At 70.8% G+C, this 16,686-nt stretch carries 15 protein-coding genes; 7 read left to right on the top strand and 8 right to left on the bottom strand.

What is annotated here, in order from left to right; translation table 11 throughout:
• Positions 1-113 precede the first annotated feature (113 nt).
• The gene (locus tag ACRYCC_RS11325) at positions 114-1,619 is read right to left on the bottom strand and encodes an HNH endonuclease signature motif containing protein (RefSeq protein ID WP_433812144.1); all 1,506 of its coding nucleotides are present in this window, start codon (positions 1,617-1,619) and stop codon (positions 114-116) included.
• A gap of 2 nt (positions 1,620-1,621) precedes the next feature.
• Positions 1,622-1,822, bottom strand: a complete 201-nt coding sequence (locus ACRYCC_RS11320) for a hypothetical protein (protein WP_433811030.1) — start codon at positions 1,820-1,822, stop codon at positions 1,622-1,624.
• 670 nt (positions 1,823-2,492) lie between these two features.
• Between ACRYCC_RS11320 and ACRYCC_RS11315 the strand changes: the two genes are divergently transcribed.
• Positions 2,493-4,664: a transglycosylase domain-containing protein gene (locus ACRYCC_RS11315; protein ID WP_433811028.1), complete on the top strand. Its 2,172-nt coding sequence runs from the start codon at positions 2,493-2,495 to the stop codon at positions 4,662-4,664.
• A gap of 282 nt (positions 4,665-4,946) precedes the next feature.
• Here ACRYCC_RS11315 and glnII read toward each other — a convergent pair whose 3' ends face one another.
• The gene (gene glnII / locus ACRYCC_RS11310; protein ID WP_433811026.1) at positions 4,947-5,966 is read right to left on the bottom strand and encodes a glutamine synthetase; all 1,020 of its coding nucleotides are present in this window, start codon (positions 5,964-5,966) and stop codon (positions 4,947-4,949) included.
• Between the two features lie 275 nt (positions 5,967-6,241).
• Between glnII and ACRYCC_RS11305 the strand changes: the two genes are divergently transcribed.
• Positions 6,242-7,063, top strand: coding sequence for an SAM-dependent methyltransferase (locus ACRYCC_RS11305; protein WP_433811025.1), 822 nt, complete (start codon positions 6,242-6,244; stop codon positions 7,061-7,063).
• On the opposite strand, the gene ACRYCC_RS11300 is transcribed toward ACRYCC_RS11305, so the two are convergent.
• Positions 6,977-7,849 (bottom strand): SAM-dependent methyltransferase, encoded by an 873-nt coding sequence (locus ACRYCC_RS11300; protein WP_433811023.1) that lies wholly within the window; start codon positions 7,847-7,849, stop codon positions 6,977-6,979. The two genes, ACRYCC_RS11305 and ACRYCC_RS11300, sit on opposite strands and share 87 nt — an antisense overlap.
• 308 nt (positions 7,850-8,157) lie before the next feature.
• Here ACRYCC_RS11300 and ACRYCC_RS11295 point away from each other — a divergent pair, with 308 nt between their 5' ends.
• Together ACRYCC_RS11295 and ACRYCC_RS11290 are read left to right on the top strand one after the other, a co-directional pair.
• On the top strand, positions 8,158-8,931 hold the full coding sequence (locus tag ACRYCC_RS11295; RefSeq protein ID WP_433811021.1) for a cyclase family protein: 774 nt from the start codon (positions 8,158-8,160) through the stop codon (positions 8,929-8,931).
• Positions 8,932-8,945: 14 nt separating this feature from the next.
• Positions 8,946-10,562 (top strand): thiamine pyrophosphate-binding protein, encoded by a 1,617-nt coding sequence (locus ACRYCC_RS11290; RefSeq protein ID WP_433811019.1) that lies wholly within the window; start codon positions 8,946-8,948, stop codon positions 10,560-10,562.
• An 11-nt stretch (positions 10,563-10,573) separates the two neighbouring features.
• On the opposite strand, the gene ACRYCC_RS11285 is transcribed toward ACRYCC_RS11290, so the two are convergent.
• The gene (locus tag ACRYCC_RS11285; protein WP_433811017.1) at positions 10,574-10,855 is read right to left on the bottom strand and encodes a hypothetical protein; all 282 of its coding nucleotides are present in this window, start codon (positions 10,853-10,855) and stop codon (positions 10,574-10,576) included.
• A gap of 151 nt (positions 10,856-11,006) precedes the next feature.
• Positions 11,007-11,468 carry an ATP-binding protein gene (locus tag ACRYCC_RS11280; RefSeq protein ID WP_433811015.1) on the bottom strand — a complete coding sequence of 154 codons (462 nt, stop codon included), beginning with the start codon at positions 11,466-11,468 and terminating at the stop codon, positions 11,007-11,009.
• A 126-nt stretch (positions 11,469-11,594) separates the two neighbouring features.
• Between ACRYCC_RS11280 and ACRYCC_RS11275 the strand changes: the two genes are divergently transcribed.
• Both ACRYCC_RS11275 and ACRYCC_RS11270 read left to right on the top strand, forming a co-directional pair.
• Positions 11,595-12,410 carry a helix-turn-helix domain-containing protein gene (locus ACRYCC_RS11275; RefSeq protein WP_433811013.1) on the top strand — a complete coding sequence of 272 codons (816 nt, stop codon included), beginning with the start codon at positions 11,595-11,597 and terminating at the stop codon, positions 12,408-12,410.
• A complete protein-coding gene (locus tag ACRYCC_RS11270; protein ID WP_433811012.1) occupies positions 12,407-12,607 on the top strand; it encodes a DUF397 domain-containing protein in 201 nt (66 codons plus the stop codon). Before ACRYCC_RS11275 ends, ACRYCC_RS11270 begins: the two co-directional genes overlap by 4 nt.
• Before the next feature lie 100 nt (positions 12,608-12,707).
• Here ACRYCC_RS11270 and ACRYCC_RS11265 read toward each other — a convergent pair whose 3' ends face one another.
• Positions 12,708-13,118, bottom strand: coding sequence for a helix-turn-helix domain-containing protein (locus ACRYCC_RS11265; protein ID WP_433811011.1), 411 nt, complete (start codon positions 13,116-13,118; stop codon positions 12,708-12,710).
• 81 nt (positions 13,119-13,199) lie between these two features.
• Here ACRYCC_RS11265 and ACRYCC_RS11260 point away from each other — a divergent pair, with 81 nt between their 5' ends.
• A complete protein-coding gene (locus tag ACRYCC_RS11260) occupies positions 13,200-14,105 on the top strand; it encodes an SAM-dependent methyltransferase (protein ID WP_433811009.1) in 906 nt (301 codons plus the stop codon).
• Between the two features lie 49 nt (positions 14,106-14,154).
• Here the strand turns inward: ACRYCC_RS11260 and ACRYCC_RS11255 are convergent, their stop codons facing one another.
• Positions 14,155-16,683: an ABC transporter permease gene (locus ACRYCC_RS11255; protein ID WP_433811007.1), complete on the bottom strand. Its 2,529-nt coding sequence runs from the start codon at positions 16,681-16,683 to the stop codon at positions 14,155-14,157.
• Between the last annotated feature and the right edge of the window lie 3 nt (positions 16,684-16,686).

Raw genomic sequence — 16,686 nt, 5'->3', positions numbered from 1 at the left:
ATGCGACCGCGGCCGTCGGGGTGACGACCGGTGGAGAAATGCAGGATCTTCGATCAGGTGGCGGTCCTGATGCCCAGCTGATCACCGAATCCGGAGACAGTGCCAGGGGCCAGTCATTGCCGGTCCTCCGGGATGACGGTGTGCCATTTTCCCGCAGGGGTGACCCACAGGAGAAGACCCGGCCATGGCTGGAAAAGATGCCATTGTGGATGTTGCTTCAGCCGATGATGATGTCGGCATAAGGGCGCCAAATTGCATGGGCAGGTCGCCCCACCCTGCTGCCAGGGAACGGTGTGGTCCAGATCGCAACGGGCGGCCGGGCGGTCGCAGGCCGGGAAGGCACACGCCTGGTACGCACGCTCGACCAGCCGTCGCATCCCGGCCGGCGGCCGGTAACCCCGGCTGCCGTGCACAAGCCCACCGAGGCCCTGTGGCACGCGGTCATGCTGATCGGCGCTGTGAGCGGTGCCGTGCTGACCGGGGTTGCGCTGCTCAAGCGTGCGTTGCTCGGGGCTCTGCTGATCGGCGCTCTGGTGATCGGAGCTGCGCTGCGGGGAGCCGCGCTGATCAGGCGTGCGTTGCTCGGGGCCGTGCTGATCGGGGCGTTTCTGTTGGCCGCTTCGGCTGAACTGTCCGTGGTGGCCGTGGCAGCCGGTGGTGAGTTCCTCGGCCGGCGCGGCTGAAGGTCCGCCGGCGGTCTCGCACCAGCGGACCTTCAACTGTGCCAGGGCGGTGGACATGGCCTGCATCGCGGCGGCCACGCTCAGCGCCGAACCGGCACGCCGACCGGTCTTGAGACGGCCGTCGGTGACCGATCTCAGCCGCTCGTCGATGACGTCCGCGAGCAGGCGGGTGATCTGAGCCGCCACATCCGCCACCGCATGCCTACAGCGCTCGCAGCGCCCACAATGCTCGCAGCGCCCGCAGTGCTCGCAGCGTTGCCCATGACGCCTCTGAGCAGGGTCTTCACTCTCGGGCCCCATGGGGTCGCCGGCGGCCGCGGAGAATCCGCCGCAGTCCGCAACGAGGTCGGCTCGGTCCGCGCCATGACCGTCCTCATCGCTGCGGCGTAGATCGCGGGCGGCCTCCGGGAGCGGAGTGCCCCGCAGCAGGGCGACTCCGAGGTCATGACGGATCGCGTCGATCGGACGGGCGTCCCCATCGGCCTTCATCGTCTGCGCGACGGCGTTGATCCGGTTGTAGATCGCCTCGGCGTCCTCCTCCGAGACCTCACGCAGCGCCAGACCCCAGGTGCCGGCCGCGGTCGCCCATCTCTCCAGGCTCCGCACCTTCCGAGCCCGCCGTCGGCGCCGCTCGGCGGCCTGGGGGTCCACCTCCTTGATCACCGCATGGACCCGGCGCCGCAGCCGGCCCACCGGGCACCTCCGGGCTTCACCGATCACCGCTCGCTCGACCAGGGCCGCGGTGCCCGGATCGACTCCCAGCAACCCGTCGGCGATCGCCCGGGCACGATCCAGATCGATGGACCCCTCGGCCAGCGCACGGCGGGTCAGCGGGAGCCGGTCGGCCAGCTCGCACGCCAGCCCGGCCCACGTCCCGGCCGCCCTGCCTGACAGGGTCAGCGCCAGAGCGATCTCATCGGCGATGAACTCCCCCACCTTCAGCGCAGGCCCGCTCCGGTGCTGCACTCACGACGGCGCACCAGCTCCGCCACCGCAGCGAGCTCGCCGGCCTGTGCCCATGAGGTCAGCTTCCGCCAGGCGACCATCACCTCGGTCAGCTCGTCATCGGACAGCGTCGCGGCGTCCAGAGCGTCCAGCCCGGCGGCCGTCCGCGGCCCCGGAACAGCGTCCCCGACCACCGGATCCGCCTTTGGCGAAACGAACTCCACCGCCGCCGCCGACACCTTCGCGCACCCCCCGCCAAAAGCCGCGATCCATTTTCTTAGAACACACTAGCGAACACCTTCCCGTTCCCGCTAGACCATTCCATAAAGATCATGCGATCGACTTTGAGATCAACTTTCCGGCCCTCAACCAGGAGGACGAGATCCTCTATGATGAGACCGGACCGAAAAGCATGATGGACAATTTCCATACGTACTGCCCTAATTGCCAGTAACCACTCTGAATGGAAAAGAACAAATCGGTAGGCACTCCCACACCCCGGCCTGCGTGGACGGCCACGGCCACGGCTCATCCCCCAGCGCCACAGGACCGCCACCCGCCCAGGCAGCGTCATCGATCCGCCGAGCCGTCCCACCCGCGGCCGGGAGGCCGGAGGGATCCCGGCCGTCCGCACCCAGAGGCATCGTCCGAATCCGGATGCGTACGGGTACTCGGATCGGCCGTCGCGGCGGAGCCCCTGAGATCCCACTCCCGCACCCGAGCCTCGGACGGCCGCCGAGGTCAGCACGGCGGCGCGCGCATGCTGAGCGCAGGCTCGACGTTCCCTCCCAAGGTGCTGAATATTTCTCGTGATTACCGCGATACCAGAAGAGAGTCCCTATTGCGTGCAATTAGTCTGTCCAAGTGACTCCGGAGATGGTGGCCAAGCTGGGCCAGGTAGCGAAACTGATCTGCGCGGCGGTGCTCGCGGGTCTTCTGGTCGGCGCGATCATGCTCCCAGCGGCCGGCCCGATCGGCCTAGCGGCGAAGAACGCGTCCGAGCAGGCCAGGGCGCAGCGGCTGGACGAGCCTCCGCTGCCGCAGCGATCCACCATCCTGGCGGCCGACGGCTCCAAGATCGCTTCGTTCTACTACGAGAACCGCACCGACGTCCCCATCGACAAGATCGCCCCGGTCATGCAGAAGGCGGTCGTGGCCATCGAGGACGCGCGCTTCTACCAGCACGGCGCGCTCGACCTGAAGGGCACGATCCGCGCCCTGGTCCGCGACCAGTCCGAGGGCACGCAGAAGCAGGGCGGCTCCAGCCTGACCCAGCAGTACGTGAAGAACGTGCTGTTCGAGACGGCCGGCGCCCGGGTCGCGCAGGCCCAGGAACGGCTCGCCAAGGCCCGTACCAAGAGCGCCAAGCACCAGGCCCAGGCCGCCCTGGACGCGGCCAAGGTCGTCCAGGGCAGCACGATCGCCCCCAACCTGACCCGCAAGCTCCAGGAGCTGCGGTACGCGCTCTGGGTCGAAGAGAACTACAGCAAGAACGACATCCTCGATAAGTACCTGAACATCGCCTACTTCGGGCACTTCGCCTACGGCATCGAGGCGGCCTCCCAGCGGTACTTCGGGGTCCACGCGTCGCAGCTGAACCTCACCCAGGCCGCGACACTGGCCGGGATGGTCAACAACGCCAACAAGTACGACCCGACGAAGTACCCGGGCGCGGTCCTGGAACGGCGCAACATCGTGCTGGACCGGATGGTGGAGCTCGGCCACATCGGCCGGGCGGAGGCGACCGCGGCCAAGGCGAAGCCCCTCGGGCTGCACCCCAAGATCCTTCCCGGTGGCTGTGACATCTCCAAGTACGCCTACTTCTGCCTCTACGTGCAGAACGAGATCCTCACCAACCCGGTGTTCGGCGACACCCCGGAGGCCAGGCGGAGCCTGCTCAACACCGGTGGTCTCACCATCCAGACGACCCTGAGCCCGAAGGCCCAGGACGCGGCGCAGCGGGCGGTCGAGCGCAACAGCGGCCCCAAGTCCGACCGGATCACCATGGAGGCGATGGTCGAGCCCGGCACCGGCAAGATCCAGGGGATCGCCGTCAGCCGCAAGTACGGCCTCGACAAGCACGAGGCGTCCATCGACTACGCCGTCGACATCGCGCACGGTGGCGGCGGCGGAGTCGCGGCCGGCTCGACCTTCAAGGTGTTCACGCTGGCCGCCGCGCTGGAGAACGGCGTACGGCTCAGCGAGACCATCAACAGCCCGGCCAGCACGCGGGTCAACGGCTACACCAACTGCGCGGGAGAGACGATCAACTGGGACAGCGTCTCCAACGCCGGGGAGTCCGAGAGCGGCGCCTACGGGCTGGAGCGCGGCACCTGGGACTCGGTGAACACCTACTACGCGCTGCTGGAGAAGCAGGTCGGGCTCTGCAAGGTCGCCAAGATGGCCGCCTCCTTCGGGATGACCCTGACCAACGGTGCCCCGCTGAGGCAGGTCCCCACGATGACCCTGGGCAGCAACGAGATCGACATCGTGCACCTGTCGGCCGCCTACGCCGGCTTCGCGGCCTCCGGCAAGTACTGCAAGCCCATCGCCATCAACGCGATCAAGGACTCGACGGGCAAGCAGCTCGCCGTCCCCAGCGCCGGGTGCAAGCAGGTCGTCAAGGCCGACGTCGCCGACGAGGTCTCCAAGATCCTCAAGGGCGTGCTCACCAAGGGCACCGCGCGGGGCAACTCGCTGCCCGACGGCCGTCCCGCCGCGGGCAAGACCGGTACCAACGAGAACCTGACCAGCGTCATGTTCGCCGGCTACACCACCGACCTCGCGGCGGTGCTGTGGTACGGGAACCCGGACGCGCCGTTCGGCGATCCGGTCAACGCCTACGGAGCCAGTCTCGCGCCGTACTGGGTCGACACCATGCAGGAGGCACTGGCCGGGACGCCCATCACCGACTTCCCGGACCCGGGCGGGGTGTTCGGATACTCGCCGGCGCCGCCGAAGAAGCCGGTCAAGAAGCCGACCGGTAAGCCCAGGAGCGGACAGGGCCCGAAGCACGGCGGCAGGCCCGGGCGCTGACCCGCGCCACACCCGCCCGGCCACGCAGGCACCCAGACAACCTCGGCCCCGCATGATCACGGAGGGAAGGGGTTCGGGTGCGTCCGCCCGAGAGCCCGCTTACGGGACGTACGCCCGCGTACCGGCGGATGCGCCGGGTGTGCCTGTGTTGCGGCGGGTGTGCCCGCGGACGTGAAAAAAGAGGGGATCCCGGAAGCGCCCCGCCCCGGGATCCCCTCGGCCTTTCGGGTTGATGCCGGCGACCGCGCCGACCGCCGGCATCAACCCGAGCTCAGTCGCGGGTCAGACCTGACCCGCCTTCTCCAGCGCCGCGCAGCAGGTGTTGGTCAGCAGCCGCGTCACGTTGTACGGGTCGATGTTGGCGTTCGGCCGGCGGTCCTCGATGTAGCCCTTCTGCTCGAGCTCGACCTGCCAGGGGATGCGCACCGAGGCGCCGCGGTCCGACACGCCGTAGCTGAAGACGCTGTACGGGGCGGTCTCGTGCTGCCCGGTGAGGCGCTCCTCGATGCCGTGGCCGTAACCGGCGATGTGCTCCTCGACCTTGCCCTCGGCGCCGAGCGCCTCGGCCGCGGTGATGATCGCGTCGTAGCTCTCGCGCATGGCCTTGGTGGAGAAGTTGGTGTGCGCGCCGGCACCGTTCCAGTCACCCTTGGCGGGCTTGGCGTCCAGGGTGGCGGCGACGTCGAAGTCCTCGGCGATGCGGTACAGCAGCCAGCGGGCCACCCAAAGGTGGTCGGCCACCTCGACGGGGCCGGCCGGGCCGACCTGGAACTCCCACTGGCCGGGCATGACCTCGGCGTTGATACCGGAGATCGCCAGACCCGCGGACAGGCAGGCGTCGAGGTGCGCCTCGACGATGTCGCGGCCGAAGACCTCGTCCGCGCCGACGCCGCAGTAGTACGGGCCCTGCGGGGCGGGGAAGCCGACGGCCGGGAAGCCCAGCGGGCGGCCCTCCCGGAAGAAGGTGTACTCCTGCTCGATGCCGAACCACGCCTCCTGCTCGGCGAACTGCTCGGCGATCGGCGTGAGCTTGGCCCGGTTGTTGGTCGCGTGCGGCGTCCCGTCGATCAGGTAGACCTCGCACAGCACGAGCTTGTTGTCGCCGCCGCGGATCGGGTCGGGACAGGAGAAGACCGGCTTGAGCACGCAGTCCGACTTGTCACCAGGGGCCTGGTTGGTGCTGGAGCCGTCGAAGCCCCAGATCGGCAGTTCGGCGCCGTCGGCGAGGATCCTGGTCTTGGACCGGAGCCGAGCGCTGGGCTCGGTGCCGTCGATCCAGATGTACTCGGCCTTATAGCTCACAGCGATCCCTTCATCGCGGGGCGAACGGTGGTTGGGTTCTAGCCAGCATCGAGAGTTGCAATGCGTGATTTCCGACCTGTTGCCCATATGTGAACGCAGCGTTAAACCGCATGTGACCAGCAATTTTCCGGGGCAATGCTGCCGATATCGTGTACGCACGGTCACCTGGCACCGTCCGGTGGGGACCCGTACGGCCACCGGAGCGCCTGAGGCGGCCGGTCGTGGATCATGGACCGGGCATATCATCAGAAGCCCATCGCGTCGAAAGGGGTACCGTGCCGGGATCCGCCGGATCGGACGACTCGCTGGGCTTCGATCCCACGACGCCCAACATCGCTCGCATGTACGACTACTTCCTGGGCGGCAAGGACAACTTCGCCGCCGACCGGGAGGCTGCCGACCAGGTGAAGCGGCTTGCGCCCGAAGTGCCGATGATCGCCCGCGAGAACCGCAGGTTCCTCGACCGGGTCATCCGCTTCCTGGTGGACGCGGGCATCCGGCAGTTCGTCGACATCGGCACCGGGCTGCCCACCCAGGGCCACGTCCACGAGATCCTGCGGTCGGTGGCGCCCGACGCCAGGGTGGTCTATGTCGATCATGACCCGGTCGTCATCGTGCACGCCCAGGCGCTGCTGGAGGGCAACGGCCGCGCCGCCGTGATCGGAGCCGACCTGCGCCGTCCCGACGAGATCCTCTCCGATCCCCGGCTGACGGCGCTGATCGACCTCGACCAGCCGGTCGCCTTCCTGCTCCTGGCGGTGCTGCACTTCATCCTCGACGACGACGAGGCGCGGGAGATCCTCACCCAGCTGAACAAGTCCGTCCCGCCGGGCAGCCACCTGGCCGTCTCCCATGCGGTGCCGCACATCCGCCCCGAGACCCGGGAGGGGCTCGCGGCGGTCTACCGGGAGGGCCCCATGAAGGACGTCAAGCGCCCGGACCAGCGCAGCAGGTCGGATATCGAGTCTCTGCTGGAGTCCTGGGACATCATCGAGCCCGGTATCGTCCACCTACCCTCGTGGCGGCCGGAGCCCAGCGTCGCCCTCCAGGATCCCGACGCCGTCTGGCTCGTCGGCGGCGTAGCCCGCAAGAGCTGACCCGTCCGGGGCCACCTCGGGTTTGCAGCCGACACCCCCCACGTACCAGCCGGTGCCCGGCCGGGGGTCCGTTCTGGCGGGCCGCCACTCCGTGACCGGCACCACCCCGGGCTCGACGAGGTCGAGGCCGGTGAAGAAGCGGCCGACCTGCTCCCGGGAACGCGGCGTGACCTCGATGCCCACCCGGGACAGGATCCGGCAGACCTCGGCCACGGTCTCCGGCGGCTGGGCCTCCTCCGTTACCTGCGAGAGCACCAGGAAACTGCCGGGGGCCAGGGCGTCGACCAGCGTGCGGACGATCTCCACCGGCTCATCCCGATCGGCCACCAGGTGCATGACGGCACCCAGCAGCAGGCCCACCGGACGGCTGAAGTCGATCAGCGAGCGCACCTGCTCATGATCGAGAATCTCCCGCGGCCGCCGCACGTCCGCCTGCACCGCGATGATCCGTGATCGGTCCAGGGACCGGGCCCGCCAGCCCTCCACGACCTCCGGGTCGTGGTCGACGTAGGCCACCGTCACATCGGACCGGAACCTGCTCGCGATCTCGTGCACGTTGCCCCAGGCCGGCAACCCGGCACCGATGTCCAGGAACTGCCCGATCCCCGCCCGGGCGAGCCAGGCGACGGCGCGCATCATGAAGGACCGGTTCTCCGCACCTGGGACGGCGGCGTGCAGGGAGATCCTCCTGAGCGCCAGCAGCACGTCCCTGTCCTGGGGAAGGGCGGCCTCTCCACTGATCTCGGCGTGATAGAGGCGGGCGTTGGTCGGCGGCTTCGACGCCATCACTCCGGGCTCCGCCAGAGGTGGTGGAGCCAACACCTCGTCCCCGCGGGGCGATACGGGGGGAGACCCATACATACGGGGTGCCCGCCACTTGATCCCGGAAGTCCACCGGACACGCCAAAGGCCCGTCAGGAAAGCCTCTGCACGTCCCCGCAACGCCACCGTTCGGTCAGTGGACGGCCCCGCCCGCTCGCACGGACCGATCCAAAGCACGCGATGCGTCTTCCCGGAGAACCGGCCGGTCGGTACGTTTCGGTGTGGGCGGTCCGCGGCGGCGGGCCCCGTACCCGCCGTCCCCGGGAGGACAGATGTCCCTGCTCGCTCAGCTGGCCACCGCGCTCGCGGACGGCTCGGTCGAGGTGGTCGACCTGACCGCCCCGCTGTCGGAGGCCACCCCGATCCTGCAACTGCCCGAACCGTTCGCCAACACCGTGAACTTCTCGCTGCGCGAGATCAGCCGCTACGACGACCGCGGCCCCGCCTGGTACTGGAACGACATCGTCACCGGCGAGCACACCGGGACCCACTTCGACGCGCCGGTGCACTGGGTCACCGGCAAGGACGGCCAGGACGTCTCCCAGGTCGCCCCGGGCCGGCTGGTGGCCCCCGCGGTGGTCCTGGACGCGACCTTCCAGGCCGCCGCCGACCCCGACTTCCTGCTGACCATCGAGCACGTACGGGAATGGGAGAGCGTCAACGGCCCGCTGCCCGACGGCGGCTGGCTGCTGTACCGGACCGGCTGGGACGCGCGCTCCGCCGACCAGGACGCGTTCCTGAACGCCGACGAGACGGGCCCGCACACCCCCGGCATCAGCCCGGAATGCGCACGCTGGCTGGCCGAGGAGACGCCGATCATCGGGATCGGGGTCGAGACGGTCGGTACGGACGCCGGCGCCGCCCATGGGTTCGACCCGCCGTTCCCGTGCCATTCCTTCCTGCTGGGCGCGGACAAGTACGGCCTGACCCAGCTGCGCAACCTCGACCGGCTGCCGGCCCGCGGCGCGGTGCTGATCGCCTCTCCGCTGCCGATCGTCGGGGGTTCGGGCAGCCCGGCGCGCGTGCTGGCCCTGGTCGAGCATTGATCGTCGCCGAGGCGGTGGCTGCCGCTCTCACCGGGCTCGGCGGCGACACCGTGTTCGGGGTCGTGGGCAGCGGCAACTTCCACGTCACCAACGCACTGGTCGCCCGCGGCGCCCGGTTCGTCGCCGCCCGGCACGAGGGCGGCGCCGCGACCATGGCCGACGCGTACGCCCGGGTGAGCGGCCGGGCCGGGCTGCTCTCGGTGCACCAGGGCCCCGGTCTGACCAACGCGATGACCGGGATCACCGAGGCCGCCAAGAGCCGTACTCCGTTGCTCGTCCTCGCCGCGGACGTGGCCGCCTCCGCCGTGCACTCGAACTTCCGCGTCGACCAGGGGTCACTGGCCCGGGCGGTCGGAGCCGTACCGGAACGGCTCGGCTCCCCGGCGACCGCGGTGGAGGACGTGTGCCGCGCCTGGCGGACCGCGGTGTTCGAGCGCCGTACGGTGCTGCTCAGCCTGCCGCTCGACGTCCAGGCGGCTTCGTTCGCCGGCCCGGTGACGATCCCGGAGATGGCGGCCCCGGCCGCGCCGGTGGCGGACCCCGGCCCGCTCGCCGACGCGCTGGCCGGTGCCCGGCGGCCGGTGTTCGTGGCCGGCCGTGGTGCCCGGCGGGCGCGCGAGCCGCTGCGGAGGCTGGCCGAGCGTACGGGCGCCCTGCTCGCCACCTCGGCGGTCGCCCGCGGGCTCTTCCGGGGCGACCCCTTCGAGCTGGACGTCAGCGGCGGCTTCGCCGCGCCGATCGCCGCCGAGCTGATCCGCGACGCCGATCTCCTCGTCGGCTGGGGCTGCTCGCTGAACATGTGGACACTGCGGCACGGCGCGCTGGTCGGCCCTGGTACGACGGTCGCGCAGGTCGACCTGGAGCCCGAAGCGCTCGGCGCGCACCGCCCCGTGGACCTGGGGCTCGTCGGGGACGTGGCCGAGACCGCCACGGCCGTCGAGGCCGAGCTGGCCGCCCGCGGGTACTCCTCGGCGGGCTACCGTTCCGCCGCGCTGGCCGGGCGCCTGTCCCGGGAGCTGCGCTGGCGCGACGTACCGTACCAGGACGACTCCGACGGCTCGCGGATCGACCCCCGGACGCTCTCGATCGCCGTGGACGACCTGCTCCCCCGGGAACGCACGGTCGCCGTCGACTCCGGCAACTTCATGGGCTACCCGGCCATGTTCCTGGACGTGCCCGACGCCGACGGGCTCGTCTTCACCCAGGGGTTCCAGTCCATCGGCCTGGGGCTGGCGACCGCCGTCGGGGCGGCGATCGCCCGGCCGGACCGGCTGACCGTGGCCGCCCTCGGTGACGGCGGCGCGCTGATGGGCATCAGCGAGCTGGAGACGGCCGTACGGCTCGGGCTCGGCCTGCTGATCGTGATCTACGACGACGAGGCGTACGGCGCGGAGGTGCACCACTTCGGGCCCGACGGCCATCCGCTCGACATCGTGACCTTCCCGCCGTCCGACCTCGCGGAGATCGGCCGCGGCTTCGGCTGCGCGGCCGTCACCGTACGCCGTCGCGACGATCTCACGGCGGTGGCCGGCTGGCTGGCGGGCCCGCGCGACCGGCCGCTCGTCGTGCACGCCCAGGTGACCAAACAGCGGGCTGCCTGGTGGCTGGAAGAGGCCTTCCGCGGGCACTGAGGGCTGGACGGCTAGGGAGTCTCGACGGCCTGCCGGATCGGCGGACCCGCGGCCTCTTGCCGGTCGCTCGCGTCCGGGAGATCATCCGCTGAGTCTCCCCGTGCAATGCAGAGCAGCTTGTAATTGATCCGGTAACACAACGCGGGATCGCCGGGGTGCGAGCCCGGACTCCGCGCGGTCCGCACCGTCATGGTCTCCGCACCGGCCGGCGCGGCCGTGCCCATCGCCACCACGGCCGCACCCGCGATGGCCAGGCTGGACACGGTGCGTACCAGGCTCTTGTGAATCACCATGAAAAGTTCCTCCTCGAAGAACCAAGTCGCACAAAGCCCGATTTGCGGCTTTATGGACAGGACTCAGAAGACGGTGGCGCGCGCATTTCCTCTCATGTCATCCCCCGAGGGCAATTTCCCCAAGCCCGCCCACTCGAGTGTTTACGATGATCTACGTTCTCGGCGGGAAGACTTTGGTCGCCCGGCGCTGACCGGCGGCCGGCCCGAGCAGGGCCCATACGACCTTGCCGCCGTCCACCGGCCGATGCCCCCAGTCGGCCGCGAACGCCGCCACGAGTTGCAGGCCCTTCCCGTGCTCGTCCAGCAGGTCGCCGCCCTGCCGCCGCGGCGCCTGCGGGCTCGTGTCGAAGACCTCGATGCGCAGGTGACGCGCGGCACCGGCCGTGACCGGCCGGATCTCCACGGCGATGTCGTCGCCGGACCGGATCGCGTTGGAGACGAGCTCGGTCGCGACCAGTCCCGCGCCGTCGACGAGCTCTGCCATGTGCCACTCGGCGAGGGCCTCCCTGATCAGGAGCCGGACGGCCGCTGCCGCCTCCGGCACGGCCTTGCAGGCCAGCGTGTACGCGGGATGGCCCGGATCGGGGTGTCGTGCGGTCTTGGTGTCGTCCATAGGTCCGTCCACTTCCGTGCCGTTCGGGTGGCGAGGCTCTCGCGCCGGAATTAGCCTGTCGCCGGACCAACACGCTGCGTAGTCGATTGAGTCGACACTCCCCCACTGTCGATTTCGGAGGTCAGGATGGGCCGCCGCCCCAAGAAGCTCGACCCGACCGCCTCGGTGGCCGCCCTGCTGGGCTCCAAGGTGCGCATCCACCGCGAGCGCAAGGGCTGGACCCAGGACCACCTGGGCCCCATGGTCTGGGTCACCGGCGACCAGATCAGCAAGATCGAGATAGCCAAGCGGATGCCCTCGTGGGAGGCCGTCACCGAGTTCGACCGTCTCTTCGGCACGGGTGAGTACTTCCAGGACCTGTGGCATCTGGCCAACAAGGAGACGCTGCCCGAGTGGTTCCGCCCGTACGCCGAACTGGAACCGGAGGCCGGTTCGCTGCGCATCTTCCGCCTCGGAATCATCCACGGTCTGCTACAGACAAAGGACCATGCCCGCGACCTGGTGGGTGCCAGTCAGGATGCCGAGACCCGCGACAGGTTCGTCGAGGCAAGAATGAAGCGCCAGGAGATCCTTGACCGTAAGGAACCGCCATGGCTCTGGGTCGTCATCGACGAAACCGCCTTCCGCCCGGCACCCGGCGGGAACAAGGTGATGCGGGACCAGATCGCCCACCTCATCGACCTGGCCCAACGACCGACCATCACTCTCCAGATAATCCCGATGAGCAGGGCCAACTACCTCGGGCGTTCCGGCTCGATGACCATCCTCAGTTTCGACGAGGGCCCGAACGCGATTTATGTGGAGGACCAGGTCGGCGGACGGCTGGTCGAAGAGGCCTCGGCGGTGGAAAAGTGTGAGGTACGTTTCGACCTGATCAGGGCATCGGCGCTGTCTCAGGAAGAATCCCGAGAATTCCTCGAAAAGCTCTTGGAGAGTCTATGACCGGCTTCCCCGCTCCCGTCTGGCGCAAGAGCACCCACAGCGGGGACCAGGGTGGCGAATGCGTCGAGGTCGCGGCCCTCCCCGCGGCCATCGGCATCCGCGACAGCAAGCACCCCGGCCATCCCCCACTCACCATCGCCGTCCACCAGTTCCGCGCGTTCCTCGACCAGGTCAAGGCCGGCGCTCTCGACGGCTGACCCCCTCCCACAGCGCGGCCCGCGCTCCACTGGCCGTACGGACTCCCACCGGCCGATCGCGGAGCTTCCGACGCGCCGGTCCGTACGCCGGTCTGGGCGTTCACAACAGCAGTTCGGCCAGCCGGTCAAGCAGGACGGAGACCTCACGGGCCTCGGCGGGGCCGGGGACGGCGCGGCCGATGGCGTCGTCGACACGGCGGCCCGCCCGCCGTGACACGGCCCGCAGCGTCTCCTCGGTCACGCGTACGCGAGTGCGCCGGCCGTCGCCCGGATCGGCGAGGGTCTCGACCAGTCCGCGTGCCCTGAGCCGGGACACCGACGCCGACACGTGGCTCTGCGCGAAACCCGTCCGTTGCCGGATGTCGGTGACGGTGCCGGCCGGGTGCTTGATCGCGTCTTCGAGCACGGCGACCTGGCATGGAGTCAGCCTCAGGTCCCCCTCCTCGCCGGTGGCCGCCGCGGACAGCTCGATCAAGCGCCTGCCCAGCCGGTGCAGTTCTCCGCCGTCCATGACCGGAGACTATATCGCTACAGATGCATCGTCAGCGATGTATCTGTAAGGTGAGGCATCGGCCAGGACGCGGAGGCGGAGATGCGGCAGCGGGAGCCCCTGCGGGGCGTGGGCAAGACCGCTCTGGGGATGGCGCGGATACGGGCCCACGAGAGCCTGCGGGAGGATCGGCTGTTCGACGACCCCTACGCGCAGGCGTTCCTGGACGCCGCTCCCGGGGCGTTCACCGACGAGGCGAGCACGAAGGCGGCGGCGAAGGCCGGGTCGGAGGCGGGGCCTGCGGGGGCGGGATCGGCCTCCTCGCTGGGCGGGATGTTCGCCTTCCACGGCGCCATTCGCACCCGGTTCTTCGACGACTACCTGCTCGCCGCCGCGGACGAGTGCCCGCAGGTGGTGCTGCTCGCCGCGGGCCTGGACACCCGGGCCTTCCGGCTGGCCTGGCCGGAGCGGACACGCCTGTTCGAGCTGGACTTCCCCGAGGTGCTGGGTTTCAAGAACCCGGTGCTGACCGGCCGCGACGCCGTGCCGCGTTGTGAGCGCACGGTGGTGCCGGTCGACCTGCGGGCGGACTGGCCCGTCGCGCTGCTCGGCGCCGGGTTCGATCCCGCCGTCCCCGCGGTGTGGCTCGCCGAAGGGCTGCTGATCTACCTGACCTTCGACGAGGCCGGCCGGCTGCTCACCTCGGTCGGCGAGCTGTCCGCACCGGGCAGCCGGCTCTCGTTCGAGTACAGCCCGGTGGCCGAGAGCCCGCTCCTCACCCGCGCCACGCGAACACCGGGCATGGACCGCTACACCGCGCTGTGGAAGGGCGGGCTGGGCGAGGACGCCCCCGGCCGGCTGACCGGGCTCGGCTGGCGTCCCCGGTTCCATGAGCTCGCCGCGCTCGCCGCCTCCTACGGGCGCCCGGCTCCGCACACCACCGTGAGCGGTTTCCTCACCGCAGTACGGCAGCGGACGCGTACCCCACCGGAGGCACCACCCCGGTGACGAGGTACGGGGCGCCCGTACCGGGCGGGCGGACCCGGCCGGGGAGCGGTCATGGCGCGGCGATGGCATCGAGCACGGCGAGCCGCGCGGCGCGGCGCGCCGGCCGGATGGCCGCGAGCACCCCCGCCACGGCGCCGCCCGCCATGACGCACGCCAGCGGGACCGGCGGAGCCATGAAGTTGCTCGCGCCCTCGTCGGCACCGGTCCGCACCAGGGCCCAGCCGAGGAACAGGCCGAGCCCGATCCCGCCGGCGGTGCCGAACAGCGCGGTGATCACCGATTCCCAGCGGACCATCGAGCGGATCTGGGCACGGGTCGCGCCGATCGCACGGAGCAGCCCGAGTTCGCGGGTGCGCTCGTGGATCGCCAGCGACAGCGTGTTGGCGATGCTCAGCAGGGCGATGAGGATCGCCAGCGTGAGCATCACGTAGATGATCGCCAGAAGCTGGTCCAGGTCGGCGGTCTGGGTGTCGATGTAGGCCCGGCGGTCCCGCACGGTGGGATCGCCGTACGCCTGCGCGACCCGCTGCACGGCGGCCCGGCCGGCTGTGGTGGACACCCCGGCGCGCAGGTCGACGAGCACCGCGGTGTCGCGCGTCCGCCGGTCGTGCGGGGCCCAGCCGGAGCGCGGGACGAGGTAGTCGCCCAGCACGGCACTGGGCCGGTAGATCGCACCGATCGTGTACGCCGAGCTCACCCCGTCGGAGAAGGTCATCCGTACGGTGCCGCCCAGCCGCCATCGCCTTTCCTTCGCGACGGTCGTGGCGACGGCGAGCTGCGCGCCGCTCAGCGCGGGCACCGATCCGGCGGTCGTCCGCAGGCGTACCACCCGGGTGAGCGCGGCCGGATCGGCGATCTTCACCGACCGGCTCACCCCGCCCACCCGGGCCTGCCCGTCGGCCAGCGCGGCGACCGCGGCCACCTCCGGCAGCCGGGCCAGCTCGGCGCCCAGCCCCGGCTCCAGCCCGCCGCCGGCGCCATCGGCCTGGACGGTCAGATCCCCGCCGAACGACGCGCCGACGCTCTGCTCGGTGGTGCTCTTGATCGAGCCGATGACCACGGTGAACAGCGTCACCACCCCGACCCCGATCATCAGGGCGGTCGCGGCCCCGGCGGTCCGCCGCGGGCTGCGCGTGACGTTGCGCCCGGCCAGCACCCCGGCCACACCACGGGTACGGGCCACCAGAGCGCCCGCCGGCCGGCCGAACGGCCGGACCGCCACCGGGCCGAGCACGATGATCCCGATCACGGTCGCGACGGCACCGATCCCGGTGAGGTTCAGCTTCCCGGTCAGGGTGCCGCCCAGGGCCAGGCCGACACCCGGCACGCCCAGCACGGCACCGGCGATCAGCCGGCGGCGCGGCAGGCCGGACGGTTCCGCGGCGAGCTCGCGCAGCGCCGCCAGCGGCGGCACCCGCGAGGCCCGTACGGCCGGGACCGCGCAGGCCAGCAGGGTCACCACGACGCCGACGACCAGCGACGTCACGACGGTGCCGGCGCCGACCACCAGGCCCGGTGTGGGCAGGTCGAGGCCGTTGGCCCCGAGCAGCTCCTTGAGCAGCAGGGCGATGCCGAGCCCGCCGCCCAGGCCCGCGGCCGAGGCCAGCACCCCGACCACCAACGCCTCCGCCACGACCGACGCCAGGACCTGCCCGCGCGAGGCTCCCACAGCCCGCAGCAGCGCCACCTCGCGGGACCGCTGCGCGGCCAGGATCGAGAAGGTGTTGGCGATGGTGAAGGTGCCGACCAGCAGGGCCACCCCGGCGAAGACGAGCAGGAACGAGCGCAGCACGTCGATGAGCTGCTCGTTGACCGCCGAGGCGCTCTCCGCGGCGAGGTCCTCACCGGTGACGGCCTCGGTGCCCGGCGGCAGGGCGGCGGCGACGCGGCCCGCGAGGACCGGCCGGCTCACCCCCGGGACGGCTCGTACGGCCACGGTGCTGACGCGATCGACGCCGCCGCCGAGGTAGCGCTGCGCGTCGGCCAGGGTGAGGCAGACCAGCGCCCCGCGCCCGCCGAGCGCGGGCTGCGCCCGGAACGTCACGATGCCGACGACGGTGACCGGGACCCGCGCGGAGAGCAGGGCGACCGTCCGGTCCCCCACCCGCAGGTGCCCGCGCTCGGCCAGCCCGCGGTTGATCACCACTTCGCCCGGAGCTCGCGGGGGGCGCCCGTCGGTGACGGCGTAGGGGTTGAGCCCGGGATCGGCCGTCCAGGTGCGCACCTCCTGGAGCCCCTCGACCTTGATCATCCGGCCGTGCTCGTCGAGGAGCTGCCCGCCGCCCTGGATGACGGGCTCGGCGGCGGCCACTCCGGCGACGTGGCGCACCCGGTCCAGCACGGAGGCGTCGATCATCCCCCGGTGCTGTCCCGGCCGGCCGGTCACGTCGGTGGAGTTGCGCACGGACACGTCGGTGCCCGCATAGACCTTGGCGTAGATCCCGTCGATCCCGGCCGACAGGGTGCCGCTGAGCACCAGGGTCCCGGCCAGGAAGGCCACGCCGAGGAAGACCGCGAGGAAGGAGCCGAGGAGCCGGCGCTTGCGCGCCCAGAGGCCGGTGAGCGTGAGCCTGGTCATCGC

It is taken from the genome of Actinomadura scrupuli (assembly GCF_050971785.1).
Lineage (GTDB): Bacteria > Actinomycetota > Actinomycetes > Streptosporangiales > Streptosporangiaceae > Actinomadura_E > Actinomadura_E scrupuli.
Note: the sequence above shows the minus strand (reverse complement) of the source record. Positions and strands in the feature narration are given on the sequence as shown.